This window comes from Actinacidiphila acidipaludis (assembly GCF_019890725.1).
GTDB lineage: Bacteria > Actinomycetota > Actinomycetes > Streptomycetales > Streptomycetaceae > Actinacidiphila > Actinacidiphila acidipaludis.
Map to the genome: position 1 here is coordinate 14,419 of NZ_JAINZZ010000032.1, position 25,954 is coordinate 40,372.

20 protein-coding genes are annotated in these 25,954 nt (G+C 71.8%); 13 read left to right on the forward strand and 7 right to left on the reverse strand.

All coding sequences use genetic code 11. The features are described 5' to 3' along the window. Positions 1 to 37 precede the first annotated feature (37 nt). On the reverse strand, positions 38 to 1,039 hold the full coding sequence (locus K7862_RS22995) for a PAC2 family protein (protein WP_222965548.1): 1,002 nt from the start codon (positions 1,037 to 1,039) through the stop codon (positions 38 to 40). A gap of 85 nt (positions 1,040 to 1,124) precedes the next feature. Next, positions 1,125 to 2,147, reverse strand: a complete 1,023-nt coding sequence (locus K7862_RS23000) for a glycoside hydrolase family 18 protein (protein ID WP_222965550.1) — start codon at positions 2,145 to 2,147, stop codon at positions 1,125 to 1,127. Between the two features lie 247 nt (positions 2,148 to 2,394). Here K7862_RS23000 and K7862_RS23005 point away from each other — a divergent pair, with 247 nt between their 5' ends. From K7862_RS23005 to K7862_RS23040, 8 genes are all read left to right on the forward strand, one after another. Continuing rightward, positions 2,395 to 3,711, forward strand: coding sequence for an enolase C-terminal domain-like protein (locus tag K7862_RS23005; protein ID WP_222965552.1), 1,317 nt, complete (start codon positions 2,395 to 2,397; stop codon positions 3,709 to 3,711). Next, positions 3,708 to 4,505: an SDR family NAD(P)-dependent oxidoreductase gene (locus tag K7862_RS23010; protein ID WP_222965554.1), complete on the forward strand. Its 798-nt coding sequence runs from the start codon at positions 3,708 to 3,710 to the stop codon at positions 4,503 to 4,505. Before K7862_RS23005 ends, K7862_RS23010 begins: the two co-directional genes overlap by 4 nt. 180 nt (positions 4,506 to 4,685) lie before the next feature. Continuing rightward, positions 4,686 to 5,723: a sugar ABC transporter substrate-binding protein gene (locus K7862_RS23015; protein WP_222965556.1), complete on the forward strand. Its 1,038-nt coding sequence runs from the start codon at positions 4,686 to 4,688 to the stop codon at positions 5,721 to 5,723. Positions 5,724 to 5,727: 4 nt separating this feature from the next. Further along, positions 5,728 to 7,281 carry a sugar ABC transporter ATP-binding protein gene (locus K7862_RS23020; RefSeq protein WP_222965558.1) on the forward strand — a complete coding sequence of 518 codons (1,554 nt, stop codon included), beginning with the start codon at positions 5,728 to 5,730 and terminating at the stop codon, positions 7,279 to 7,281. Next, entirely contained in the window at positions 7,278 to 8,315 is a 1,038-nt protein-coding gene (locus K7862_RS23025) for an ABC transporter permease (protein ID WP_222965560.1), read from the forward strand. The genes K7862_RS23020 and K7862_RS23025 overlap by 4 nt, the downstream gene beginning before the upstream one ends. Positions 8,316 to 8,432: 117 nt before the next feature. Then, positions 8,433 to 9,419, forward strand: a complete 987-nt coding sequence (locus K7862_RS23030) for an aldo/keto reductase (protein WP_222965562.1) — start codon at positions 8,433 to 8,435, stop codon at positions 9,417 to 9,419. Between the two features lie 4 nt (positions 9,420 to 9,423). Further along, the gene (locus K7862_RS23035; protein ID WP_222965564.1) at positions 9,424 to 10,290 is read left to right on the forward strand and encodes an amidohydrolase family protein; all 867 of its coding nucleotides are present in this window, start codon (positions 9,424 to 9,426) and stop codon (positions 10,288 to 10,290) included. A gap of 67 nt (positions 10,291 to 10,357) precedes the next feature. Beyond that, positions 10,358 to 11,029 carry a FadR/GntR family transcriptional regulator gene (locus K7862_RS23040; protein WP_222965566.1) on the forward strand — a complete coding sequence of 224 codons (672 nt, stop codon included), beginning with the start codon at positions 10,358 to 10,360 and terminating at the stop codon, positions 11,027 to 11,029. A 114-nt stretch (positions 11,030 to 11,143) separates the two neighbouring features. Here K7862_RS23040 and K7862_RS23045 read toward each other — a convergent pair whose 3' ends face one another. Beyond that, on the reverse strand, positions 11,144 to 11,950 hold the full coding sequence (locus K7862_RS23045; protein WP_222965568.1) for a helix-turn-helix domain-containing protein: 807 nt from the start codon (positions 11,948 to 11,950) through the stop codon (positions 11,144 to 11,146). 84 nt (positions 11,951 to 12,034) lie between these two features. Between K7862_RS23045 and K7862_RS23050 the strand changes: the two genes are divergently transcribed. Further along, the gene (locus K7862_RS23050) at positions 12,035 to 12,598 is read left to right on the forward strand and encodes a TIGR03086 family metal-binding protein (protein ID WP_222965570.1); all 564 of its coding nucleotides are present in this window, start codon (positions 12,035 to 12,037) and stop codon (positions 12,596 to 12,598) included. Positions 12,599 to 12,722: 124 nt separating this feature from the next. Here the strand turns inward: K7862_RS23050 and K7862_RS23055 are convergent, their stop codons facing one another. The 4 genes from K7862_RS23055 to K7862_RS23070 form a co-directional block, all read right to left on the reverse strand. Then, on the reverse strand, positions 12,723 to 14,333 hold the full coding sequence (locus K7862_RS23055; RefSeq protein ID WP_222965572.1) for a glycerol-3-phosphate dehydrogenase/oxidase: 1,611 nt from the start codon (positions 14,331 to 14,333) through the stop codon (positions 12,723 to 12,725). Positions 14,334 to 14,340: 7 nt separating this feature from the next. Beyond that, positions 14,341 to 15,900 (reverse strand): glycerol kinase GlpK, encoded by a 1,560-nt coding sequence (gene glpK, locus K7862_RS23060; RefSeq protein WP_222965574.1) that lies wholly within the window; start codon positions 15,898 to 15,900, stop codon positions 14,341 to 14,343. 62 nt (positions 15,901 to 15,962) lie between these two features. Beyond that, the gene (locus K7862_RS23065) at positions 15,963 to 16,751 is read right to left on the reverse strand and encodes an MIP/aquaporin family protein (RefSeq protein ID WP_222965576.1); all 789 of its coding nucleotides are present in this window, start codon (positions 16,749 to 16,751) and stop codon (positions 15,963 to 15,965) included. A 231-nt stretch (positions 16,752 to 16,982) separates the two neighbouring features. Continuing rightward, positions 16,983 to 17,747, reverse strand: coding sequence for an IclR family transcriptional regulator (locus tag K7862_RS23070; protein WP_222965578.1), 765 nt, complete (start codon positions 17,745 to 17,747; stop codon positions 16,983 to 16,985). Positions 17,748 to 17,991: 244 nt separating this feature from the next. On the opposite strand from K7862_RS23070, the gene metH reads away from it, so the two are divergent. From metH to K7862_RS23090, 4 genes are all read left to right on the forward strand, one after another. Then, positions 17,992 to 21,510: a methionine synthase gene (gene metH / locus K7862_RS23075; RefSeq protein WP_222965579.1), complete on the forward strand. Its 3,519-nt coding sequence runs from the start codon at positions 17,992 to 17,994 to the stop codon at positions 21,508 to 21,510. 197 nt (positions 21,511 to 21,707) lie between these two features. Beyond that, positions 21,708 to 22,409 (forward strand): HAD family hydrolase, encoded by a 702-nt coding sequence (locus tag K7862_RS23080; protein WP_222965581.1) that lies wholly within the window; start codon positions 21,708 to 21,710, stop codon positions 22,407 to 22,409. Positions 22,410 to 22,689: 280 nt separating this feature from the next. Next, positions 22,690 to 24,303 (forward strand): ABC transporter substrate-binding protein, encoded by a 1,614-nt coding sequence (locus K7862_RS23085; protein WP_222965583.1) that lies wholly within the window; start codon positions 22,690 to 22,692, stop codon positions 24,301 to 24,303. Positions 24,304 to 24,330: 27 nt separating this feature from the next. Next, entirely contained in the window at positions 24,331 to 25,935 is a 1,605-nt protein-coding gene (locus tag K7862_RS23090; RefSeq protein WP_222965585.1) for an ABC transporter substrate-binding protein, read from the forward strand. Positions 25,936 to 25,954 lie beyond the last annotated feature (19 nt).

Below are 25,954 nucleotides of genomic sequence, written 5' to 3' on the forward strand. Positions count from 1 at the left end.
GCGCGTGCGCCGCCGACCGGGCGGGGGAGGGCGCCGGCTACTCGTCCGGGTCGCTGTCCGAGCCGTCGTTCGAGTCGCCGTCCGGGTCGCCGTCCGCGGGCGGCGCGTCCGGGCCGTCCTCCTCGTCGCGCGGCGGGCGGAAGCGGGGGACGCCGTCCTCGCCCTCGCTGGCGTAGCCCCCCGCGGACCCGCCCGCCTGCGGGTCCCGCCGCCGCAGGTACCGCTCGAACTCCTTGGCGATGGCCTCGCCCGAGGCCTCCGGCAGCTCCGCGGTGTCCCGCGCCTCCTCCAGCGTCTGGACGTACTCCGCGACCTCGCTGTCCTCGGCGGCGAGCTGGTCCACGCCGACCTGCCAGGCCCGGGCGTCCTCCGGCAGCTCGCCCTGCGGGATCCGCAGGTCCAGCAGGTCCTCCAGCCGGTTGAGCAGCGCCAGCGTGGCCTTCGGGTTCGGCGGCTGGGAGACGTAGTGCGGCACCGCGGCCCACAGGCTCACCGCCGGGATCCCGGCATGGGTGCACGCCTCCTGCAGGATGCCGACGATGCCGGTCGGCCCCTCGTACCGCGACTCCTCCAGGTTGAGGGCGGTGGCCAGGTCCGCGTCGGAGGTGACCCCGGTGACGGGGACCGGCCGGGTGTGCGGGGTGTCGCCGAGCAGCGCCCCGAGCACGACCACCATCTCGACGCCCAGTTCGTGCGCGAAGCCCAGGATCTCGTTGCAGAACGAGCGCCACCGCATGCTCGGTTCGATGCCGCGCACCAGCACCAGGTCGCGCGGCTTGGGCGTCTGGATCCGCGCCACGGACAACCGGGTCGTCGGCCAGGTGATGCGGCGGGTGCCGCCGTCCATCCACACCGTGGGCCGGTTGACCTGGAAGTCGTAGTAGTCCTCAGCGTCGAGCGCGGCGAAGACCTCGCCCTTGAACTCCCGGTCCAGATGGCCGACCGCCGTGGATGCTGCGTCCCCGGCGTCGTTCCAGCCCTCGAACGCGGCCACCATGACCGGGTCGATCAGCTCGGGAACGCCCTCGAGCTCGATCACCCAGCGCCTCCTTCTCCAGGCCGGAGGGGGCGGCGATGCCGTCCCCGTGCCGGCAGCTGTGCTGTTCCTGACGTGCGGGACCAGCCTACGGCGTACCGCCCCCCGTGCCCCAACCGCTGCGGTAGGCGGCCCAGTCGCCGGTCGTGGCTCCGTCGGAACCGCGGGCTCCGGTGGTACTGCCGAAGTCGATGTAGAGCGACAGGCCGAACATGCGGCGGCCCCGGTCGTGCCGGGCCAGGGCGACCCGGGCGCCGCGCACCGCGGCGTCCACCGTCTCGGCGTAGGCGTGGTGGCCCATGTTCTCGGTGTGGTAGCCGGGCAGGCCGATGATCAGATCGGTGCTGTGCGGGGTGGCGGCCAGCGCCAGCCCGGTCTGCTGGGCGACGTACCCGCCGAACAGCGACTTCGCGGGCATCGCGGTGTCGTAGGCCATCACGGCGATCTGGTCCACCCGGCGGGCGACCTGCCCGAAGTACGCCTGCGCCCACCACTTGGGGTGGCTGAAGGGCAGATGGGCGACGGCGTGCAGGCCGGGCAGCGGGTCGATCTGCGGCACCGCGACGGACAGCGGGACACCGCGCTCCTCGGTCAGGTCGTGGACGGAGTCGAGCAGTGCCAGGAAGTCCCGGTCGCCGGACGGGACCGGTTCCAGGTCCAGGTGGACGCCGTCGAACCCGGCGTCCAGCACCTGCGCGCACGAGTCCCGCAGCCGGGCCCGCACCGCTGTGTCGCCCAGCCGGAGCCCGGATCTGCCGCCGCCCGCGACGACGTCGCCGAGCCATGCCTGCACCCGCACCCCGGGCAGCGACCGGTGCACGTCGGCGATGAACGACGCGGCGGCGGGGTAGAGCTTCGGGTCGAGGCTGCCGTCGTGCTCCAGGGGGCCGGTGTGGACGTAGAGGTCACGGATGCCGGTGCCCCGCACCCGGGAGCGCAGCAAGGCCATGCCGGCGGCGGTGCGGCGGCCGTCCACCCAGGCGTGGCCCAGCCACACCGCGTCATGGCCGCGACTGCGCCCGGCCGCCGCCGGATTGCCGGCGTACTGGGCGCGCAGCGCCGTCGCGGCCGCCACCACGGCCAGCACGGCGATCACGGTCGCCAGCGTCACGGCGTGCCGCGTCCAGCGCATGGCCCGGCGGCGCGACGGCGCCCGCTGGTTGAGGCAACGGACCGCACGGCAGACGACACGACCGGCGACGCGACGGATCACGCCACGGACGACCCGCGGGACCGGCGGATGAGACATCCGATCTGTAATCCACAAAGTTCTGGCTTCCCCCTGGACGAACCCCGGGCTGCGCCGCTATACATCGGATCATCAAGAAAAGATCCGATGTCTTGCGACGGGAGTGTGCATGAGTCCGACCATCACCGAGGTCGACGTCTACGACATCCGCTTTCCGACCTCGGAGCAGCTCGACGGCTCGGACGCCATGAACCCCGATCCCGACTACTCGGCCGCCTACGTCGTGCTCCGTACCGACGCTCCCGGCGGCCTCGCGGGGTACGGCCTGTGCTTCACGATCGGGCGCGGCAACGACGTGGTCGCCGCCGCGATCCGAACACTGCGACCTTATGTCGTCGGGCGCGCGGTGGACAGTGTCACGGGCGATCTTGGCGCCTTCTACCGGCTGCTCACCCACGACTCCCAACTGCGCTGGCTCGGCCCGGAGAAGGGCGTGATGCACATGGCGGCGGGCGCCGTGGTCAACGCCGCCTGGGACCTGGCCGCCCGCCAGGCCGGCCGCCCGGTCTGGGAGTTGCTTGCCGCCATGACGCCCGAGCAGATCGTCGGACTCGTCGACTTCCGTTACCTCAGCGACGCGCTCACCCCGGACGAGGCGCTGGAGATCCTGCGCCGCGCCGAGCCCGGCAAGGCCGAACGCGCCGCGCTGCTGCGCCGCGAGGGCTACCCCGCCTACACCACGGAGCCCGGCTGGCTCGGCTACTCCGACGAGAAGCTCACCCGGCTGGCCAAGGAGGCGGTCGCCGCGGGCTTCCGCCAGATCAAGCTGAAGGTCGGCGCCGACCTCGACGACGACCTGCGCCGCCTGCGGCTGGCCCGGGACGCGGTCGGCGACGGCGTGCGGATCGCCGTGGACGCCAACCAGCGCTGGGACGTCGCCGAGGCGGTCTCCTGGATGACCGCCCTCGCGCCCTTCGAGCCCTACTGGATCGAGGAGCCCACCAGCCCGGACGACGTGCTCGCCCACGCGGCGGTGCGCGCCTCCCAGCCGGTGCCGGTCGCCACCGGTGAACACGTCGCCAACCGCGTGGTGTTCAAGCAGCTGCTGCAGGCCGGCGCGGTGGACTTCGTGCAGATCGACGCGGCCCGGGTGGGCGGCCTCAACGAGAACATCGCGATCCTGCTGCTCGCCGCCAAGTTCGGCGTCCCGGTGTGCCCGCACGCCGGCGGCGTGGGACTGTGCGAACTCGTCCAGCACCTGTCGATGTTCGACTTCGTGGCCGTCTCGGGCACCCAGGAGAACCGGATCATCGAGTACGTGCCGCACCTGCACGAGCACTTCACCGACCCGGTCGTGGTGGAGAACGGCCGCTACCGCGCGCCCGACGCTCCCGGCTTCTCCGCCCGTATGGTCCCCGAGTCCCTCGCCGACTACCGCTACCCCGACGGTCCGGTGTGGACCGCACGACAGGAGCTGGCCCGATGACCACGCCCGCACCCGCCTCCCTCGCCCAGGACTTCGCCGGCCTCACCGCGCTGGTCACCGGAGGCGCCTCCGGCATCGGCGCGGCGACCGCGGCGCTGCTCACCGCCCGCGGCGCCCGGGTCGCCGTCCTCGACCGCGACGTGACGGGCGCGCCCGAGGGCACCGTCCCGCTGGTCGCCGACGTCACCTCGGACGAGGCGGTACGGGCCGCGGTCGGCGCGGCCGTCGAGGAACTGGGCGCGCTGCACGCCGTCGTGGGCAACGCCGGGATCGGCGCCATCGGCACGGTCGAGGACAACGCGGACGACGAGTGGCAGCGGGTCCTGGACATCAACGTCCTGGGCATGGTCCGCACCGCTCGCGCCGCGCTGCCGCACCTGCGCAAGTCCGCGCAGGACCGGCCGGGTTGCGCGTCCATCACCCTCACCTGTTCCATCGCCGCCACCGCCGGGCTGCCGCAGCGCGCCCTGTACAGCGCGAGCAAGGGCGCGGTGCTCGCGCTGACCCTGGCGATGGCGGCCGACCACGTACGCGAGGGCGTCCGGGTCAACTGCGTCAACCCCGGGACCGCGGACACCCCGTGGATCGGCCGGCTGCTCGGTCAGGCCGACGACCCGGCCGCCGAACGCGCCGCGCTCGACGCCCGCCAGCCGATGGGCCGGCTGGTCAGCGCCGACGAGGTCGCCGCGGCCATCGCCTACCTGGCGAGCCCCGCGGCGGCGAGCGTGACGGGCACCGCGCTGGCGGTCGACGGCGGCATGCAGGGCCTGCGCCTGCGCCCCGCCACCGGCTGACCGCCGCCACCCGTACCGCGTACCGCCCGAACGGCACCACCGCCCGAACGGCTCCACCGCTCCACCGCTCCGACAGCACCGCCGCACGACAGCACCGCAGCACCACCGCACCGCACCCGCATCAGCACCAGTACCGCACGTACCGAGCAGACCCTCGAACCCGAAAGGCAGGTCTCGCTGATGAGACTGCGCACGACGACCGTGGCGGCCTGTGCCGCCCTGCTCGCGGTCACCGCTCTCGCCGGCTGCAACAGAGGCAGTGACGACAAGGCCGGCGGCTCCGGCAAGGTCGGCATCGACCTGCCGCGCTCCGACAGCGACTTCTGGAACTCCTACCAGAACTACATCGAGCAGGGTGTCAAGTCCGGCGTCGTCTCCGCGCTGCCGCGCAGCAACTCGCAGAACGACATCGGCAAGCTCGTCGCCAACGTGCAGACCTTCGTCGACCAGGGCGCCAAGGCGATCGTGATGGCCCCGCAGGACACCGGCGCCATCGCCTCGACCCTGCAGACCCTGGCCGGCAAGCACATCCCGGTGATCAGCGTGGACACCCGCCCGGACAAGGGGCAGGTGTACATGGTGGTCCGCGCCGACAACCGGGCCTACGGCACCAAGGCGTGCGACTACCTCGGCCAGCAGCTCGAGGGCAAGGGCAAGGTCGTCGAGTTCGAGGGCGCGCTGGACTCCATCAACGGCCGTGACCGCTCCGAGGCGTTCGCGTCCTGCATGAAGAGCAAGTACCCGGCGATCAAGGTGATCGCGCTGGCCACCGACTGGAAGGGCGACGTCGCCTCGGCGAAGCTGCAGACCACGCTCGCCTCCGACCCGGACATCAACGGCATCTACATGCAGGCCGGCGGCGTCTTCCTGCAGCCGACCCTCGCGCTGCTCCAGCAGAAGCACCTGCTCAAGCCGCCCGGGACGCCCGGCCACATCACGATCATCTCCAACGACGGCATCCCCGAGGAGTTCAAGGCGATCAAGGCGGGCCAGATCGACGCCACCATCTCCCAGCCGGCCGACCTGTACGCCAAGTACGCGCTGTACTACGCCAAGGAGGCGCTGGCCGGGAAGACCTTCCAGCCCGGCCCGACCGACCACGACTCCACCATCATCAAGATCCCCAACGGCCTGGAGGACCAGCTCCCGGCGCCGCTGGTGACCAAGGACAACGTGGACGACCCCAAGCTGTGGGCCAACCAGCTCGGGAAGAGCTGACCCGATGACCAACGGCACCAACGACACCAAAGGCACGGCCCCGCCGCCGGCCGTCCACGCCGAGGGCATCGTCAAGCGGTTCGGGCCCACCCTCGCCCTCGACCGGGTGGGCATCACCGTGGAGGCCGGGGACTCGCACGCCCTCGTCGGGCGCAACGGCGCGGGCAAGTCCACCCTCGTCTCGGTGCTGACCGGGCTGCACGTGCCCGACGCCGGGCAGGTCTCGTTCCAGGGGGCCCCGGCGCCGGCCGCCGGGGACACCGCGGCCTGGCAGTCCAAGGTCGCCTGCGTCTACCAGAAGTCCATGGTGGTGCCCGACCTGACCGTCGCGGAGAACCTGTTCCTCGGCCGGCTCGGGTCCGGCCGGATCCGCTGGTCGGCGCTGCGGGAGCGGGCCCGCGACCTGCTGGCCGAGTACGGGGTCGATGTCGACCCCGCCGCGCGGGCCGGCGATCTGACGGTCGAGCAGGGGCAGTTCGTCGAGATCGCGCGGGCGCTGTCGTTCGGCGCCCGGTTCATCATCCTCGACGAGCCGACCGCGCAGCTCGACGCCGCCGGCATCGAGCGGCTGTTCGGCAAGCTGCGTGAACTGCAGCGGCAGGGCGTGGCGTTCCTGTTCATATCGCACCACCTGCAGGAGGTCTACGACCTGTGCAGCACCGTCACGGTCTACCGCGACGCCCGCCATGTGCTGACCGCGCCCGTCGCGGACCTCGGCAAGGCGGAGCTCGTGGCGGCGATGACGGGGGAGGACGCGGGACCGCAGGCCGCCGGCTGGCATGCCGGTGCGGCGGCCGGCACCGGCGACGCGGAGCCGGTGCTGCACGCCGAGGGGCTCGCCCTGGACGGCGTGTACGACCCGATCGACTTCGCCGTGCGTCCCGGTGAGGTGGTGGGCCTGGCCGGGGCCACCGCCAGCGGCAACACCGCGCTCGGCGAGACCCTGGTGGGTCTGCGCAAGGCCACCGCGGGCCGCACCCTGGTCGGCGGCCGGGCGGTGCGCCCCGGAAGCGTCCCGCACGCCCTGAACGCCGGGATCGGCTACGTGCCCGAGGACCGGCACCGCCAGGGCCTGGTGCTGGGCCGCAGCGTCGCGGAGAACGCCACCCTCTCGGTGACCGACCAGCTCGGCCCGTACGGCACCGTCCTGCCGTCCAGGACCCGGACGTTCGCCGAGCGCATGATCGCGTCGCTGGACATCAAGACCTCGGGGCCCGCGCAGCCGGTCTCCGACCTGTCCGGCGGCAACCAGCAGAAGGTCGTCATCGCCCGCGCGCTGGCCCGCGAGCCGCGGGTCCTGGTGGCCATCCGGCCCACCGCGGGCGTCGACGTGAAGTCCAAGGACTCGCTGCTGTCCGTGGTGCGGGGCGTCGCCGAACGTGGCGACGCGGCCGTCATCGTCTCCGACGAACTGGACGACCTGCGGGTGTGCGACCGGGTGATCGCCCTGTTCCACGGGCGGGTGATCGCCGAGTTCGGCAGCGGATGGAGTGACCGGGACCTGGTCTCGGCGATGGAAGGGCTGCCCTCGGGCGGCGGCAAGGGAGCCGAGGAATGAGCGACACCAGCCAGCTGACCGCCGACGCCGCCGTGCCCGGCGCGGGCAGACGGCCCGTACCGCGCATCCAGGTGGGCCGCTACCGGGACCTGTCCCTGCTGCCGGTGATCTTCGTCCTCGGCGTGATCGGCTTCATCGTCTCGCCCGCCTTCCTCACCTCAGACAACCTCATCGGGGTGCTGCAGCAGACCAGCGAGCTGAGCCTGCTGGTGCTCGGCGAGGCGATGATCCTGATCTGCGGCCGGATGGACCTGTCACTGGAGTCCACCATCGGTGTGGCCCCGGTGGTCGCCATGTGGCTGGTCATGCCGAGCAGCGGCTCCGCCACCTACCACGGCATCGGGCTGCTGCCCGGCTGGATGTCGATACCCGCCTGCCTGGTGGTCGGCCTGCTGATCGGCGGCTTCAACGGGTTCATGATCCTGAAACTGCGGGTCAACGGCTTCATCGCCACCCTCGGCATGCTCACCATGCTGCGCGGCCTGCAGGACGGCATCTCGCAGGGCAAGTCCATCGTCGAGGTGCCGGCGTCCTTCTCCTACCTCGGCAAGGCGTCCTGGATCGGGGCGCCCGCCGCGGTGTGGATCTGCCTGGTGCTGTTCGCGCTCGGCGGCCTCGCGCTGGGCTACCTGCGGCACGGACGGGCGCTGTACGCGATCGGCGGCAACACCGAGGCGGCCCGGGCGGCCGGCATCCGGGTGGACCGGATCACCTGGATCGTGCTGGCCCTCGGCTCGCTGCTGGCCGCGTTCGCCGGTGTGCTCTACGTCGGCCACTACGGCGCGGTGTCCTCCACCCAGGGCGACGGCTGGATCTTCCAGGTCTTCGCCGCCACCGTCATCGGCGGCGTCAGCCTCAACGGCGGCCGGGGCACCCTCTTCGGGGCCCTCACCGGCGTGATCGCGCTGCAGCTCGTGGTCAACGTGACGACGCTCGGCGGGGTGCCGCCGCTGTGGGACAAGTTCCTCTACGGTGCCATCATCATCGTCGCCCTGATCATCTCCCGCTTCGCCAGCGGCGAGAAACAGGACTGAGGACCGCGCCCCGGACGCCCGGCCGCAGGCCGGGCCCCGGGCGCGGCGGGGAGCACCCGTCACCGAACAGGAACACCAGCACCCGGAACCCCCGGCACGCAAGGAGAAGACCGCCCCATGCCCGTACCGGCACTGCCCCGGCTCGGCCTCGGCTGCGCCCCCCTGGCCAACCTCTACCGCGCCGTCACCGAGGAGGAGGCCGAGGCCGCGGTGGCCGCCGCGTTCGACACCGGCGCCACCTACTTCGACACCGCGCCGCACTACGGACTCGGCCTGTCCGAGGAGCGGCTGGGACGCGCGCTGGCGGGCCGGGACCGTGCGTCGTACGTGCTGTCCACCAAGGTCGGGCGCCGGCTGCGGGACCTGGGCCCGGGTGAGGAGCCGGACGGCCAGGGCTTCGCCGACACCCCGCGGCGGGCCCGCGTCTGGGACTTCACCCCCGACGGCATCCGCGCCGCGCTGGAGGGCTCCCTGGAGCGGCTCGGCGTGGACGCGGTGGACGTCGTGTACCTGCACGACGTGGAGGACCACCTGGAGGAGATCCACGACGGCGGCTTCGCGGCCCTCGCCGAACTGCGCGACCAGGGCGTCGTGAAGGCCATCGGCTTCGGGATGAACTACAGCGGGGTGCTGGCCGAACTCGTCACCGCGTTCGACGTGGACGTGGTGCTCTGCGCCGGCCGCTGGACGCTGCTGGAGCGCACCGCGCTGGACGACCTGCTGCCGGTGTGCGAACAGCGCGGCACCAAGGTGGTCGTCGGCGGCGTCTACAACTCGGGTGTGCTGGCCGACCCGCGGCCCGGCGCCCCCTACAACTACACTGCCGCACCGGAGGAGTTGCTGCGCCGTGCCCAGCGCATGGCGGCGGTGTGCGGCGAGTTCGGGGTGCCGCTGCGCGCCGCGGCGCTGCGCTTCCCGTTCGGCCACCCGTCCGTCGTCTCCGCCGTCGTGGGCGCGGCGGGCGAGGCCGAGGTCCGGGACAACGCGGCGATGTTCGCCCACGACATCCCGGACGACATGTGGCACGCGCTCGTCGCCCACGGGCTGCTGGACGAGGACGTGCCGCTGCCGCTGTCGGCCGCCGCCACCAACGCCGGGGAGTGAACCGTTGCGCATCGACGCCCACCACCACCTGTGGGACCTGGACCGGCGTCCCCAGCCCTGGCTGACCGGTCCCGCGCTCGACCCGATCGCCCGCACCTTCCGGCTGGACGAGCTGCGCCCGCTGCTCGCCGCCCACGGCATCGACGCGACCGTGGTCGTCCAGTCCAGCTCCTCGCTGCCGGAGACCCGCGAACTGCTGGACATCGCCGCGGAGTCGGACGGGCTGGTGGCCGGTGTGGTCGGCTGGGCCGACCTCACCGACCCCGCGCTGCCCGAGGTGCTCGCCGGCCTCCGCGGCCCGCTGGTGGGCATCCGGCACCAGGTGCAGGACGAGCCCGACCCGCGGTGGCTGACCCGGCCCGAGGCGCACACCGGGCTGCGGGCCGTGGCCGCCGCCGGGCTGGTCTACGACCTGCTGGTCACACCGGTGCAGCTGGCGGCGGCCCTGGACACCGCACGGGCGCTGCCCGAGGTGCCCTTCGTACTCGACCACTGTGCCAAACCGCCGATCGCGGCCGGCGGCTGGGAGCCGTGGGCCGGGCAGATCACGGCGCTCGCCGCGCTGCCCAACGTGAGCTGCAAGCTGTCCGGCCTGATCACCGAGGCCGACTGGGAGGGCTGGCGGCCGCAGGACGTCCTGCCGTACGCCCGGCACGTCCTGGACGCCTTCGGCCCCGAGCGGGTGATGTTCGGCTCGGACTGGCCGGTGGCGACGCTGGCCGGGCGGTACGCGGACGTGTTCGCCCTCGCCGAGCAGGCGGTCGCCGCGCTGGGCGCCGCCGAGCGCGACGCGGTGTTCGGCGGCACCGCCGTCCGCGTGTACGGGCTCCCGGCCGATGCCCGCCCGGCGCGGGCCGGGGCTGGGTCATAATGGACCGAGGGCAAGACATCGGAGGTCTGGCGGAGGCGCCACGAGACCTGGACCAGGGGAGGCGCTGATGGCGGTCACCGACGAGGCGATCGAGAAGATCAAGGAGATGATCGTCTCCGGGGCGCTGCGCCCGGGCGACCGGCTGCCCAGGGAGAGCGAGCTGGCCGCCGAGCTGGGCCTGTCCCGGAACTCGCTGCGCGAGGCCGTGCGCGCCCTGTCGCTCATCCGCATCCTCGACGTCCGTCAGGGCGACGGCACCTACGTCACCAGCCTCGACCCGCAACTGCTGCTGGAGGCGCTGAGCTTCGTCGTCGACTTCCACCGCGACGACACGGTGCTGGAGTTCCTCGCGGTGCGCCGCATCCTGGAGCCCGCGGCGACCGCGATGGCGGCGATCCGCATCCCGGTCGAGGAACTCGACGCGCTGGAGGGCAAGCTCGACGCGCTGGGCCCGCAGCCCTCGGTGGAGGAACTGGTCGCCTCCGACCTGGAGTTCCACCGTGGCATCGTGCAGGGCTCCGGCAACTCGGTGCTGTGCTCGCTGCTCGACGGCCTGTCCGGGCCCACCACGCGGGCCCGCGTCTGGCGCGGCCTGACCCAGGAGGACGCGGTCAGCCGCACCCTCCTGGAACATCGTGCCATCCTGAGCGCCCTGCGCGACCGCGACGCCGAGGCGGCCCGCTCCTGGGCCACCGTGCACGTCGCCAGCGTCGAGCAGTGGCTGCGGTCCACGCTGTAGCGGACGTGTCCGCGCGGGCGGCCGGCAAGTGCCGCCGCGGGTGGGGACGCGCCTCGGCTCGGCGGCACCGGGCTGCGGCGGCTCTGCTGACGGTCACGTGGCGCTCCGGCCGGCTCAGCCCGAGGCGTAGCGCCCGGGCGGCGCACCGACGGCCGCGGTGAAGTCCCGGGTCAGATGGGCCTGGTCGGCGTAGCCGAGGTCGGACGCGAGCCGGGCCCAGTCGATGCCCGCGCCCTCGTCCGCCCGGGCGGCCGCCTCGTGCAGCCGGGCCCTGCGCAGCACCCACTTCGGCGACGCGCCCACGTAGTCGGCGAACAGCCGCTGCAACTGCCTGACGGACAGCTCCAGTTCCCGGGCGAGCTGGTCGACGCGGAACAACTGGGGACTGGCCGTGATCCGCTCGACGAGCTCCGCGACCTGCGCCACCTTCGGGTCCGCGGCGGCCCTCGGCACCCGGCCGAGCAGAAACGCGTCGGCGAGCGCGGCCATCTTCGCGAGGTCGTCCAGCTCCAGGACGGCGGTGCTCAGCGCCACCACCCCGGGGCCGAAGAGCGTGGCCGCGGGGACCGTGCGGTCGGCGAGGACGGCGACCGGGCCGTCCGTGAACGGCCGGAAGGCGCCCGGGCGGAACTTCACCCCGAGCACCTGCCCCCGCCCGCGCAGCACCCGGCTGAACACACCGCGCTGCACCCCGTACACCCGCGGCTCGGGCGGCTCGAGGACCAGGTGGACGTTGGGGTACGCCAGCACCTTCTGCTCGTGGTCCGGGCGGCCGCGCAGGTCCCAGCGCGGGTTCCAGTAGAACTCCACCAGGGGCGCGAGCTCCGGCGCGGGCGGATGCTGCCGTACCTCCAGCACGGCCGCCGCCGCGTCCGGACGCAGCACCCCCCGTCCCATGCCGTGCCTGGCCGTGCCGCTCATGCCGCCAGACTAGAGCGGCCCTCCGACAACGGCCTGTCGCGTTTCTTCAAGACCCCGCGCGGCCGCGCCCCTAGCGTCGGTGCCATGAAATTCCACGAACACCTCGCCGCCGGCGCGGCGGAAGCGGCCCGGATCACATCCGGCGTGAAGCCGGGGCAGCTCGGCGACCCCACCCCGTGCCCCGAGTACGACACCCGCGCCCTGGCCAACCACCTCGTGGCGTACACCGGCATCGGCATGGAACTGCGGGCCCGCCGCGAGCCGCACCCCGAGGACCTGCCCACCCGCGACTTCACGGCCGCCCCGGACTGGGCCGCCGGCTACGCCGGGCAGCTCGACCGCTCGGTCGCCGCGTGGGCCGACCCCGCGGTGTGGGAGGGCGAGATCGCCGGCATGCCCGCCGACGCGATGGGCCGGATGCTCTTCCTCGAACTGACCCTGCACGGCTGGGACCTGGCCCGCGCCACCGGCCAGGAGTACCGGCTGGACGACGCGACAGCCGCCGCGCTCCTGGAGGTCGTCGGCGAGCAGGCCGAGATGTACCGCCAGTACAAGGGGTTCGCGGAGCCCGTCGAGGTCCCGGCCGGCGCCGGCGACCTGGAACGCGCCCTCGCCCTCTCGGGCCGCGACCCGCGCTGGACGCCCTGAACCGGCCCACCCCGTCACCCCGACCCGGCGTGCCCGGGCACATCCGGTCGCCGCGGCCGGACGTGCCCGGGCACACCGGAGCCGGGCCGGCGCTCCCCGTCCACCGGCCCGGCTCCCGTGACCGTCAGCCGCCGTTGCCCAGCAGCTTGGCCGTGCGCTCCCGCACCTCCGGCGTGTCCAGGCCGCGCACCGTCAGCGTGGTGCGGCGGCGCAGCACGTCGTCCGCGTCGTAGGCCCACTCGTGGTCGCGGGCGTACACGACCTGCGCCCAGATCTCCGGCGCGTCCGGGTGGATCCGCTCGGCCAGCGACGGGTCCTCGTTCGCCAGGCGGGCGATGTCGAAGGCCAGCGAGCCGTAGTGGGTGGCCAGGTGCCGAGCGGTGTCGGCGGCCATCCGCGGCCCGGGCGCGACCCCGTCGACCAGCAGCCGGTGGGTCACCGCGTCGGGGCTCGCGAAGCCCGGCAGCGGGGCGTGGCGGGGGAGCTGCGACATCGGCTCCATGTCCTCGGCCAGCGGGTGGCCGGGGAGTTCCGCCAGCTTGTTCATGACCGTGCGGCCGATGTGCCGGAACGTCGTCCACTTGCCGCCGGCCACGGACAGCATGCCGCCGCGGCCCTCGGTGACCACGGTCTCCCGCTTGGCCTTCGCGGTGTCGCCCGGTCCGCCCGGCAGCACGCGCAGCCCGGCGAACGCGTACGTCATCAGGTCCCGGGAGAGCTGCGCGTCGCGGACGGACAGCGAGGCCTCGTCGAGGATCTGCGCGATGTCCGACTCGGTGACCGCCACGTCGGCCGGGTCACCCTCGTACGCCTCGTCGGTCGTGCCGAGCAGCAGCATGTCCTCCCAGGGGAGGGCGAAGGTGATGCGGTACTTGTCGATGGGCGTGGCGAGCGCGGCCCGCCACGGCGCGGTCCGCCGCAGCACCAGGTGGGCGCCCTTCGACAGCCGGATCGACGGCGCGGCCGTGGGATCCTCCATCCGCCGCAGGTGGTCCACCCAGGGGCCGGTGGCGTTCAGCACCAGGCGGGCGTTGACGCCGAACTCGGTGCCGTCGGTGCGGTCGCGCAGGTCGGCGCCGGTCACCCGGCCGCCGGTGAAGCGCAGCCCGGTCACCTCGGCGTGGTTGAGCACGGTGGCGCCGGCGTCCACGGCGGCCCGCACCGTCATCACGGCCATGCGGGCGTCGTTCATCTGCCCGTCCTCGTAGACCGCGACCGCGCGCAGGTTGTCGGTGCGCAACTCCGGGACGTCCCGGGCGGCCTTCGCCGGGGTGATCACATGGCCCACGCCGTCGCGGAACGCCGACAGCGCGGAGTAGGCGAAGACGCCCGCGCCGAGCTTGGTCGCGCCGTGCGGGCCGCCCTTGTACACCGGCAGGTAGAAGGTGAGCGGGGCGGCCAGGTGCGGCGCGACGTCCCGGGAGACGGCGCGCCGCTCGAGGTGGTTCTCCGCCACGAGCTTCACGGCGCCGGTCTGCAGGTAGCGCAGCCCGCCGTGCAGCAGCTTGGAGGAGGCCGAGGAGGTGGCGCCGGCGAAGTCGCCGGCCTCGACCATGGCCACCCGCAGCCCCGACTGCGCGGCGTGCCAGGCGGTGGTGATGCCGAGGATTCCGCCGCCGACGACCAGCAGGTCGTAGGTCGCTCGGCCGAGCAGGTCGCGGGTCTCGGCCCGCCCGGGGTTGGCGCCGGAAGTGGGGTGCGTGCCCAGCGCGGGCACGCTCTGCAGGGTGGTCATGGCTTACTCAGTGCTCCTCTTCGATCCAGCCCATGGTCCGCTGGACGGCCTTGAGCCAGTTCTTGTACTCGCGGTCGCGGTCGGCCGCGTCCATACGCGGGGTCCATTCCGCGGCCCGCTTCCAGTTGGCCCGCAGCGCGTCGGTGTCCGGCCAGAAGCCGACCGCCAGACCGGCCGCGTAGGCCGCGCCCAGGCAGGTGGTCTCGGCGACCATCGGACGCACCACGGGCGCGTCGAGGAAGTCCGCCAGGGTCTGCATGAGCAGGTTGTTGGACGTCATGCCGCCGTCGACCTTCAGCGCGGTCAGCTCGACGCCCGAGTCCTTGGTCATCGCGTCGGCGATCTCCCGGGTCTGCCAGGCGGTCGCCTCCAGGACGGCGCGGGCGATGTGGGCCTTGGTGACGTACCGGGTCAGCCCGGCGATCACCCCGCGGGCGTCGTCACGCCAGTAGGGGGCGAACAGACCGGAGAACGCGGGAACGAAGTACGCCCCGCCGTTGTCCTCCACGGACGAGGCGAGGGTCTCGATCTCGGCAGCCGTACTGATAAGTCCCATTTGGTCACGCATCCACTGCACTAGTGAACCCGTAACGGCGATGGATCCTTCCAGGGCGTAGACGGGAGCTTCGTCACCCACCCGGTAGCCGACGGTGGTGATGAGGCCGTTGTAGGAGTTCACCGGGGTGCCACCGGTGTTCATCAGCATGAACGTGCCGGTGCCGTAGGTGGACTTCGCCTCGCCCTCGGCGAAGCAGGTCTGGCCGAACAGCGCGGCCTGCTGGTCGCCCAGCGCCGAGGCCACCGGCACGTCGTTCAGGCCGCCGATCCCGGTGCTGCCGTACACCTCGGACGACGAGCGGATCTCCGGCAGCACCGCCGCGGGCACCCCGATGGAGGCGAGGATCTTCTCGTCCCAGTTCAGGGTGTGCAGGTTCATCAGCAGGGTGCGCGAGGCGTTCGTGACATCCGTCACGTGCACGCCGCCGTCCACGCCGCCGGTGAGGTTCCAGATGACCCAGGAGTCCATGGTGCCGAAGAGGATGTCGCCGGCCTCGGCGCGCTCGCGCAGGCCGTCCACGTTGTCCAGCAGCCAGCGGATCTTCGGTCCGGCGAAGTAGGAGGCCAGGGGGAGGCCGGTCTCGCGGCGGAAGCGGTCCTGGCCGACGTTGCGGCCCAGCTCCCGGCAGAGCGCGTCGGTGCGGGTGTCCTGCCAGACGATCGCGTTGTGCACCGGTTCACCGGTGTGGCGGTCCCACAGCACGGTCGTCTCGCGCTGGTTGGTGATGCCGATCGCCTTGACGTCGGCCGGGGTGAAGCCGGGGACGTCCTGGGCGGCCTTGCCGATCGCGCCGGCCACCACCTCCTGGACGTTCGTCCAGATCTCGGCCGCGTCGTGCTCCACCCAGCCGGGCTTGGGGAAGATCTGCTCGTGCTCCTTCTGGTCCACCGCGACGATCCGGCCGTCGCGGTCGAAGAGGATGCAGCGGCTGGACGTGGTGCCCTGGTCGATGGCGGCGATGAACGGGCCGCTGCCGTGCGAGCTGGTCCGGGTCGTGCTCTCGGTCACGGGGTGCTCCTCGGAGGTCTGCGGTTCCTGGCGGGGGGTGGGGCGCGGTGGGGTCGAGCCCATCAGGTGAAGAACAGGCGGTACAGGCCGCCGGCGAGGGCGGCGCCGGCCAGCGGGCCGACGACCGGTATCCAGGCGTAGCTCCAGTCGGAGCCGCCCTTGTTCGGCAGCGGCAGCAGGGCGTGCACGATACGCGGGCCGAGGTCGCGGGCCGGGTTGATCGCGTAGCCGGTGGGGCCGCCGAGCGACAGGCCGATGCCGACGACGAGCAGGGCGGTCAGCAGGATGCCGAGGCCGTTGAGGGCCAGGCCCTGCGTCATGCCCTGGGTGAGGATGAAGAGGGCGAGCACGGCGGTGGCGATGATCTCGGTGAGCAGGTTCTGCACCGGGTTGCGGATCTCGGGACCGGTGGAGAAGACACCGAGCACCGGTCCGCCGGGCAGCGACTCGTCGCGGGTGACCGGCCCCGCGGGGTCCACGTCGTGTCCGGTGACGACCTCGGCGTCGGTCAGGTGGGCCTTGAACTGACCCATGTACACCACCCACACCAGAAACGCGCCGATCATGGCACCGGCGAACTGGCCGATGAGGTAGTAGGGGACCTTGCCCCACTCGCCGGTCTTGATCGCGATCGCCAGGGTGACCGCGGGGTTGAGATGACCGCCGGAGTAGCCGTTGGCGATGTAGGCCCCGCCCAGCACGCCGAAGCCCCAGCCGAAGGTGATCGCGACCCAGCCCGCGTCCTTCGCCTTGGACTTCTTGAGCGTCACGGCCGCGCAGACTCCGCCGCCGAGCAGGATGAGTACGGCGGTTCCGAAGATCTCGCCGATGACGATGTGGCCGTTGGACACTGCGACTCCCTTGTCTTAGTCCAGATGGCGGCGACTCCGTGTCCCGTCCGGTGTTCGACATTGTCGACCGCTGGGCGAGAGTTTTACTTCCTGGGGTGACGGGGTCAAGAGGGTTGTGACCGATTACTCCGCGGACCGCCGTCCCGATGCGGCGCGCCAGGGCTCCGGCGGGCCCGGCGAAGGGGCCGCGGCAGCGGCGGAAACAGGGGGAGGAGCAGGGGCGGGAGCGGGTCAGAACCGGCCCGCGCCCAGGTCGCGGGAGACCGCCCTGGCGCAGTCCCGCACCGCCGCCACCAGGCGTGATCTGACACCCTCGGCGTCGCAGACCCGCTCGACGGCGCCGGTGACGCCCACCGCGCCGACCGGCATCCGCCGGCGGTCGTAGACCGGCGCCGCCACCGACGCCACGCCGTCCCAGGTCTCCTCCAGGTCCGCGCCCCAGCCGCGGGCGCGGACCAGGGCCAGCTCCTCCTCGAAGAGCGCCGGGTCGGTGAGCGTGCGCGCGGTCAGCGCGGTCCACTCCGCCTCGGCCGCCTCGCTGTGCGCCACCGGGTCGAACGCCGAGAGCACCTTGCCCAGCGCGGTGCAGTGCAGCGGCTGCATCGCCCCGACCTCCAGCACCTGCCGGCTGTCGTCGGGCCGGAAGACGTGGTGCACGATCAGCACCCCCTGCTGGTGCAGCACCCCCAGGTAGGCGGCCTCGCCGCTGGACCTGGCCAGGTCGTCGGTCCACACCAGGGCGCGGGCCCGCAGCTCGTGGACGTCCAGGTAGCTGTTGCCCAGGCGCAGCAGCTCGGCCCCGAGCTGGTACTTGCCCGACACCGGGTCCTGCTCCACGAAGCCCTCCTGCTGCAGGGTGCGCAGGATGCCGTGGGTGGTGCCCTTGGCCAGGCCCAGCGACGACGCCACGTCGGACAGCCCGAGCCGCCGCTCACCCCCGGCCAGCAGCCGCAGGATGGCCGCGGCGCGCTCCAGGGACTGGATCGGACCTGGCATCGCGCACCCTCCCGGGGGTCCTGGACGGGCGCCGCGCCTTCGCGACGCCCGGTCGACATTGTCGACCCACATCATGGCAGAGACGAGTCTTGCACCACCCGTCCGCCCTGTGGAATGGCTTCGAGGGGTGCGGGGGCGGCCAGCTAGGCTGACGGGGTGCGCCCTCCTTCCGCGGGCGGCCCCAGCGGGTCACCGGCAGGGTGTGCGCATAGCCGACAGCCGTCGCACCCCAGGGAGCATCTCCATGGCCTCGCCGTCCCCTCAGTCCTCCGCGCCCGCCGCCAGCAACGCCCGAGCGGCCGCGCTGCGCCAGGCACTCGCCTCACGCGTCGTCGTCGCCGACGGCGCCATGGGCACCATGCTCCAGGCGCAGGAGCCCACGCTGGACGACTTCCAGCAGCTCGAAGGCTGCAACGAGATCCTGAACGTCACCCGGCCCGACATCGTGCGCTCCGTCCACGAGGCGTACTTCGAGGCCGGCGTGGACTGTGTGGAGACCAACACCTTCGGCGCCAACCACTCGGCGCTGAGCGAGTACGACAGCGCCGACCGCATCCACGAGCTCGCCGAGGCGGGCGCCCGCCTGGCCCGCGAGGTGGCCGACGGCTTCGCCGCCGACGGCCGCGACCGCTGGGTGCTCGGCTCGATCGGCCCCGGCACCAAGCTGCCGACGCTCGGCCACATCCCCTACGCGACGTTGCGCGACGGCTACGAGGCCAACGCGGCCGGTCTGATCGCGGGCGGCGCGGACGCGCTGGTCGTGGAGACCATGCAGGACCTGCTGCAGGTCAAGGCCGCGCTGATCGGTTCCCGCCGGGCGATGGCCGCCGCCGGCGTGGACCTGCCGCTGATCTGCTCGGTGGCCGTCGAGACCACGGGCACCATGCTCCTCGGCTCGGAGATCGGCGCGGCACTGACCGCGCTGGAACCGCTGGGCATCGACCTGATCGGCCTGAACTGCTCGACCGGCCCGGCCGAGATGAGCGAGCACCTGCGCTACCTGACCCGCCACTCGCGGATCCCGCTGACCTGCATGCCGAACGCCGGCCTGCCGGTGCTCACCAAGGACGGCGCCCACTACCCGCTGACCCCGGGCGAGCTCGCGGACGCGCAGGAGGTCTTCACCCGCGAGTACGGGCTGTCCCTGGTCGGCGGCTGCTGCGGCAGCACCCCCGAGCACCTGCGGCAGATCGTCGAGCGCGTCGGCGGGCACGACCTGACCCCGCGCAGTCCGCGCCCCGAGCCCGGCGCCGCGTCGCTCTACCAGACGGTGCCGTTCCGGCAGGACACCTCGTACCTGGCCATCGGCGAGCGCACCAACGCCAACGGCTCCAAGAAGTTCCGCGAGGCGATGCTGGCCGGGCGCTGGGAGGACTGCGTCGAGCTGGCCCGCGAGCAGATCCGCGAGGGCGCCCACCTGCTGGACCTGTGCGTGGACTACGTGGGCCGGGACGGCGTGGCCGACATGGCCGAGGTCGCGGGCCGGCTGGCCACCGCCTCCACCCTGCCGATCGTGCTGGACTCCACCGAGGTCGACGTGCTGCGCGCCGGCCTGGAGAAGCTCGGCGGCCGGGCCGTGCTCAACTCGGTCAACTACGAGGACGGCGACGGCCCGGAGTCGCGGTTCGCCCGCGTCACGCAGCTCGCCGCCGAGCACGGCGCGGCGCTGATCGCGCTGACCATCGACGAGGAGGGCCAGGCCCGCACCGCCGAGAAGAAGGTCGAGATCGCCGAGCGGCTGATCGACGACCTGACGGGGAACTGGGGCATCCGCGAGGAGGACATCCTCATCGACTGCCTGACGTTCACCATCTGCACCGGCCAGGAGGAGTCCCGCAAGGACGGCGTGGCCACCATCGAGGCGATCCGCGAGCTCAAGCGCCGCCACCCCGACGTGCAGACCACCCTCGGCCTGTCGAACATCTCCTTCGGCCTGAACCCGGCCGCCCGGGTGGTGCTCAACTCGGTCTTCCTGGACGAGTGCGTGAAGGCCGGACTGGACTCGGCCATCGTGCACGCCGCGAAGATCCTGCCCATCGCGCGCATCCCCGAGGAGCAGCGGCAGACCGCGTACGACCTGGTCTACGACAAGCGGCGCGAGGGCTACGACCCGCTGCAGAAGCTGATGGAGCTCTTCGAGGGCGTCGACAGCACCTCGGTCAAGGCCGGCAAGGCCGAGGAACTGGCCGCGCTGCCGCTGGAGGAGCGGCTCCAGCGGCGGATCATCGACGGTGAGAAGAACGGCCTGGAGGCCGACCTGGACGCGGCGCTGGCCGACCGCCCCGCCCTGGACATCGTCAACGACACCCTGCTGTCCGGCATGAAGGTCGTCGGGGAGCTCTTCGGGTCCGGGCAGATGCAGCTCCCGTTCGTGCTGCAGTCCGCCGAGGTCATGAAGTCCGCGGTCGCCTACCTCGAACCGCACATGGAGAAGTCCGACGACAGCGGCGGCAAGGGCACGATCGTGCTCGCCACGGTGCGCGGCGACGTCCACGACATCGGCAAGAACCTGGTGGACATCATCCTGTCCAACAACGGCTACAACGTCGTGAACCTGGGGATCAAGCAGCCGGTCTCGGCGATCCTGGAAGCGGCCGACGAGCACAAGGCCGACGTGATCGGCATGTCCGGTCTGCTGGTGAAGTCCACCGTGGTGATGAAGGAGAACCTGGAGGAGCTCAACCAGCGCGGCCTGGCCGCGGACTACCCGGTGATCCTCGGCGGCGCCGCGCTGACCCGCGCCTACGTCGAGCAGGACCTGCACGAGATCTACCTGGGCGAGGTGCGGTACGCCCGCGACGCCTTCGAGGGCCTCCGGCTGATGGACGCCCTGATCGGCGTCAAGCGGGGCGTGCCCGGAGCGGCGCTGCCGGAGCTGAAGGCCCGCCGGGTCGCCCACCGCCCCCAGCCCGAGCCCGAGCAGGAGACCGAGGACGGCCCGGTCCGCTCCGACGTCGCCACCGACAACCCGGTGCCCGAGCCGCCGTTCTGGGGCAGCCGGGTGGTCAAGGGCATCCAGCTCGCCGACTACGCCTCCTGGCTGGACGAGGGAGCCCTCTTCAAGGGCCAGTGGGGCCTGAAGCAGTCCCGGGCCGGCGGGCCCTCCTACGAGGAGCTGGTGGAGTCCGAGGGCCGGCCGCGGCTGCGCGGGCTGCTCACCCGGCTGCAGTCGGAGAACCTGCTGGAGGCCGCCGTCACCTACGGCTACTTCCCGTGCGTGTCCAAGGGCGACGACCTCATCGTGCTGCACGAGGACGGCTCCGAGCGGGTCCGGTTCACCTTCCCGCGGCAGCGCCGGGGCCGCCGGCTCTGCCTGGCCGACTTCTTCCGGCCCGAGGAGTCCGGCGAGACCGACGTCGTCGGCTTCCAGGTGGTCACCGTCGGCTCGCGGATCTCGGAGGCCGCCAACGAGCTGTTCGCCTCCGACTCCTACCGGGACTACCTGGAGCTGCACGGCCTGTCGGTGCAGCTCGCCGAGGCACTGGCGGAGTACTGGCACGCCCGGGTCCGCGCCGAGCTGGGCTTCGGCGGCCAGGACCCCGAGGACGTCGAGGACATGTTCGCGCTGAAGTACCGCGGCGCCCGCTTCTCGCTGGGCTACGGCGCCTGCCCGGACCTGGAGGACCGGGCGAAGATCGCCGAGCTGCTGGAGCCGGAGCGGATCGGCGTGAAGCTGTCCGAGGAGTTCCAGCTGCACCCCGAGCAGTCCACCGACGCCATCGTCATCCACCACCCCGAGGCCAAGTACTTCAACGCCCGTTAGCCCGGGCGGCTCCGGGCGGCCCGGGCGCGCGAGGCCGTGCCCGGCGCCGTGAGGCCTCCCGACGTACACTGGCAGATCCGGCAGAGGCCGGTCGCCGTCCCGCGGTCAGCGGGGCGCGGCGACCGGCCTCTGTGCCCCCCAGGGGCGGGCACGTGCACGGTGCGGAGCCGGGAGGACCGAGTCGAGGAGTGGGGCGTATGACCAGCAGCATCCCCGTCGCCGGCACCCGCCTGGAGCAGGGGCCCGTACCGCAGGCGGTGCTGCTGGACCTGGACGGCACCCTGGTGGACACCGAGGGGCTGTGGTGGGCGGCGGAGACCGAGGTCTTCGCCGAACTGGGCCATGTGCTCGACGAGGCCCACCGGGCGGTCGTCGTGGGCGGCCCGATGTCCCGCAGCCTCGGGCATCTGATCGCCGCCACCGGCACCACCGCGACCCTGGCGGAGCTGTCGCTGGCCGTCGACCTGCGGTTCGAGCAGCTCGTCGTGCGCGGCGCCCCGCTGATGCCCGGCGCCCTGCGGCTGCTCACCGAGCTGTCCGCCCACGGCATCCCCACCGCGCTGGTCTCCGCGTCGCACCGCAGGACCATCGACGCGATGCTGGGCTCGCTCGGCGCGGAGCACTTCGCGTTCACGCTGGCCGGTGACGAGGTGCCGCGTACCAAGCCGCACCCGGACCCCTATCTGACCGCCGCGGCGCGTCTGGGGGCCGATCCCGCGGCCTGTGTGGTGGTCGAGGACACCCTCACCGGAGTGGCGTCCGCGGAGGCCGCCGGCTGCCGCGTGGTGGCCGTCCCCTCGGTCGTCCCGATCGAGCCGGCGCCCGGCCGTACGGTGCTGCGGTCGCTGGAGGAGCTGAGCATCCCTTTTCTACGCTCTTTGAACACAGCTCTTCACTGAGCGTGTTCGCCGGGAATTTCCCAGCAGTCACTTCCTGAACTTTGGCATCCCGTTGGTGCTGTTCACACGCAATCTCGGTATCGTCGCCGAAGCGTGCGCGCGGAGTGTGCTGGAATACCTGCGGTGACCCCCGCGCGGCCAGGCAACCGAAAGCCGCGCGCGTCAGCCTTCCCGGCCTTCAGCCAGCCCCGGACTCCGGTGTGCGGGCGGCCAGTTGGGCTGCGTGCGGCACCACGGGGGCCAACAGCACTTGAGCAGGAGCAAGAGGAGAACAACGACGATGAATCGCAGGCTTCTGGTGCTGCCCGCCCTGCTGGGCGTTTTGACACCCCTGATCAGCGGGTGCGGCGGCTCCGGCGGAGGGAGCGGCGACAGTGGCAAACCCATCGTCGTGGGCACCACCGACAGCATCGAGATGACCAAGGACAACCCGGCTCCGCTCGATCCGGCGACCTCGTACGACAGCGCGACCTGGAACATCTTCTACAACACCTTCCAGATGCTGCTGAGCTACCCGCGCAGCAGCACCACGCCTTCGCCCGACGCAGCGTCCGACTGCCACTACACGGACTCCGCGACGCTGACGTACCAGTGCACGCTGCGGGACAACCTGAAGTTCTCCAACGGTGACAAGATCACCTCGGCGGACGTGAAGTTCTCCATCGACCGGATGCGGAAGATCAACTGGTCGGCCGGCCCGGCGTCCCTGATATCGGGCGTGAAGGCGGTGAACACCCCCGACGACCGGACCGTGGTCTTCCAGCTCAAGGCGCCGGACGCGACGTTCCCCGCCAAGCTGGCCACCCCGGCCGCCGCGATCATGGACAGCAAGGTCTACGACATGAGCAAGCCGTACGACGGCTGGAAGCTCATAGGCTCCGGCCCCTACGTGCTCAAGTCCTACACCGCCTCCAAGGACGGCTCGTTCGAGACCGGCGAGTTCGTCAAGAACCCCAACTACCAGGGTTCGATCAAGCTCAACAACAGCAAGGTCGATCTGCGGATGTTCGCGGACTCCCAAAAGATGGAGTCCGCCCTGAAGTCCGGCACCATCGACGTGATGTCCCGGCAGCTGGCTCCGGACCAGATCAAGGAACTGCAGTCCAGCACCGACCAGAACATCAAGCTCACCGAGGCGCCCGGCGGCGAGGCCCGCTACCTGTTCCTCAACACCGCCTCGCCGGACCTGAAGACCAAGGCCGTCCGCCAGGCCATGGCGATGGTCCTGGACCGCCAGGCGATCACCAAGAACGTGTACAAGCGCACCGCCGACCCGCTGTACTCGGTGGTCCCGCAGGGCATCTCCAGCCACATCAACTCGTTCTACAACGTCTACGGCGCCCCGAACGTCGCCGCCGCGCAGAAGAAGCTGCACAACGCGGGGATCACCAGCAAGGTTCCGCTGACCATCAACTACCGCCGCGACAACGGCGGCACGATGAACCAGCCGGAGGCCGAGGCGATCGCCCAGCAGCTCAACGCCACCGGGCTGTTCGACGTGACGGCCAAGAGCGAGCAGTGGAACGCCTTCCTGAAGGCGGCCTCGCAGCGCAAGTACCAGATCTTCGCGATCAGCTGGCTTCCGGACTTCCCGGACCCGGACAACTACATCGCGCCGTTCTTCGACAAGGACAACTTCCTCAACCTGCCCTACCAGAGCAGCGAGATCCAGGACACACTGCTCCCGCAGACCCGTGGCATGGCGGCGCGCAGCAACGCCGGCCCGGACTTCGAACAGACTCAGAACATCATCGCCCAGGACGTGCCGATGCTGCCGCTGTGGCAGGGCAAGCAGTACATCGCCGCGCGCAGTGACATCACCGGCGTCGAGTGGGCACTCAACTCCTCCACCACCACGCAGTTCTGGGAGCTCGGCCGTGGTGTGAGCGGGTGATCCACACCGACAAGGAGATCATCGAGGATGAACCGTAAGCTGCTCGCCCTGCCGGCCGTGATGGGCCTGGCGGCACTGCCTCTCGCCGGATGCGGATCCGGCAGCGGCAGTGGTGACGGCGGCAGGGCCATCGTGGTCGGTACGACGGACACGTTCCAGATGTCGAAGGAGAACCCGGCGCCGTTCGATCCGGCGACCGGATACGACATCGGCAGCTGGAACATCTTCAACAACACGTACCAGACGCTGCTGCGCCTGCCGCGCAGCGGCACCGACCCCGAGCCCGAGGCCGCGAAGGAGTGCCACTTCACGGACAGTCAGGGCGAGCAGTACCGCTGCACGCTGCGCAGCGGCCTCATGTTCTCCAACGGGGACAAGATCACCTCGGCGGACGTCAAGTTCTCGGTCGACCGCCAGCTGAAGATCAACGACCCCAACGGCCCGGCGAGCCTGCTGAGCAACGTGGACAAGGTGGAGACGCCCGACTCCTCGACGGTCGTCTTCCACCTGTCCGGGCCGGACTCGACCTTCCCGTTCAAGCTGGCCACCCCGGCCGCCGACATCGTCGACAGCCGGGTGTACGGGGCCACCGCGGTCCACACCGGCTACAGCGTGCTGGGCTCCGGGCCGTACACCCTGGCGTCCTTCGACGCGGGCAAGAGCGCGATCTTCACCCGGAACCCCAAGTACAAGGGCTCGGTGACGATCAACAACAGCAAGATCGAGCTGCGCTTCTTCACCTCCTCGGCGGCGATGATGAAGGCCCTCAAGTCCGGCTCCATCGACGTGATGAGCCGGACCATGGCGCCGGCGCAGATCAACGAGCTGGCCGACGGCGCCGACCCGTCGATCAAGCTGACCGAGGCGCCCGGCACCGAGATCCGGTACCTGGTCTTCAACACCGCCGACCCCACCGTGAAGAAGCTCGCGGTCCGCACCGCGATAGCCGAACTGGTGAACCGGCAGAGCCTCACGCACGACGTGTACCAGCGGACCACCACCCCGCTGTACTCGCTCGTCCCGCAGGGCATCACCGGGCACACCAACGCGTTCTTCAACAAGTACGGCGACGAGCCCAATCTGGCGAGGGCCCGTTCGGTCCTGGCGCAGGCCGGCATCAGCACCCCGGTGCCGCTGACGCTGTCGTACACCACCAACCACTACGGTGAGGCGACCGCACCGGAGTTCACCCTGCTCAAGGAGCAGCTGGAGTCCGGCGGCCTGTTCCGGGTCTCCCTGCAGGGCGTGTCCGACTGGAGCGGCTACAAGGCGGCGTACCGGGCGCACAAGTACCAGGTGTTCGGCATGGGCTGGTTCCCGGACTTCCCCGACCCGGACAACTACATCGCGCCGTTCTTCGGCGCGGACGACTTCCTCAACCTCGCCTACGTCAACAAGGAGCTGCGGGACCAGATCATCCCCGGCACCCGGCAGAAGACCGAACGCAGCGGCGCGGTCGGCGACTTCGAGCGGGCGCAGCAGATCATCGCCCAGCAGATCCCCGTGCTGCCGCTGTGGCAGGGCAAGCAGTACATCGCCGCGCGCAGTGACATCACCGGCACCGAGTGGGCGCTGAACGCCTCCTCGACCACCCAGTTCTGGGAGCTGGGCCGGGGCGTCCCGACGAACTGACCGGCCGGGGGCCGGGTCC

Excerpts from the sequence above, each read along its gene's own strand:
- K7862_RS23005 (WP_222965552.1), top strand. The coding sequence starts at position 2,395 with ATGAGTCCGACCATCACCGAGGTCGACGTCTACGACATCCGCTTTCCG.
- K7862_RS23010 (WP_222965554.1), top strand. The coding sequence starts at position 3,708 with ATGACCACGCCCGCACCCGCCTCCCTCGCCCAGGACTTCGCCGGCCTC.
- K7862_RS23015 (WP_222965556.1), top strand. The coding sequence starts at position 4,686 with ATGAGACTGCGCACGACGACCGTGGCGGCCTGTGCCGCCCTGCTCGCG.
- K7862_RS23020 (WP_222965558.1), top strand. The coding sequence starts at position 5,728 with ATGACCAACGGCACCAACGACACCAAAGGCACGGCCCCGCCGCCGGCC.
- K7862_RS23025 (WP_222965560.1), top strand. The coding sequence starts at position 7,278 with ATGAGCGACACCAGCCAGCTGACCGCCGACGCCGCCGTGCCCGGCGCG.
- K7862_RS23030 (WP_222965562.1), top strand. The coding sequence starts at position 8,433 with ATGCCCGTACCGGCACTGCCCCGGCTCGGCCTCGGCTGCGCCCCCCTG.
- K7862_RS23040 (WP_222965566.1), top strand. The coding sequence starts at position 10,358 with ATGGCGGTCACCGACGAGGCGATCGAGAAGATCAAGGAGATGATCGTC.
- K7862_RS23045 (WP_222965568.1), bottom strand. The coding sequence starts at position 11,950 with ATGAGCGGCACGGCCAGGCACGGCATGGGACGGGGGGTGCTGCGTCCG.
- K7862_RS23050 (WP_222965570.1), top strand. The coding sequence starts at position 12,035 with ATGAAATTCCACGAACACCTCGCCGCCGGCGCGGCGGAAGCGGCCCGG.
- K7862_RS23055 (WP_222965572.1), bottom strand. The coding sequence starts at position 14,333 with ATGACCACCCTGCAGAGCGTGCCCGCGCTGGGCACGCACCCCACTTCC.
- K7862_RS23070 (WP_222965578.1), bottom strand. The coding sequence starts at position 17,747 with ATGCCAGGTCCGATCCAGTCCCTGGAGCGCGCCGCGGCCATCCTGCGG.
- metH (WP_222965579.1), top strand. The coding sequence starts at position 17,992 with ATGGCCTCGCCGTCCCCTCAGTCCTCCGCGCCCGCCGCCAGCAACGCC.
- K7862_RS23080 (WP_222965581.1), top strand. The coding sequence starts at position 21,708 with ATGACCAGCAGCATCCCCGTCGCCGGCACCCGCCTGGAGCAGGGGCCC.
- K7862_RS23085 (WP_222965583.1), top strand. The coding sequence starts at position 22,690 with ATGAATCGCAGGCTTCTGGTGCTGCCCGCCCTGCTGGGCGTTTTGACA.
- K7862_RS23090 (WP_222965585.1), top strand. The coding sequence starts at position 24,331 with ATGAACCGTAAGCTGCTCGCCCTGCCGGCCGTGATGGGCCTGGCGGCA.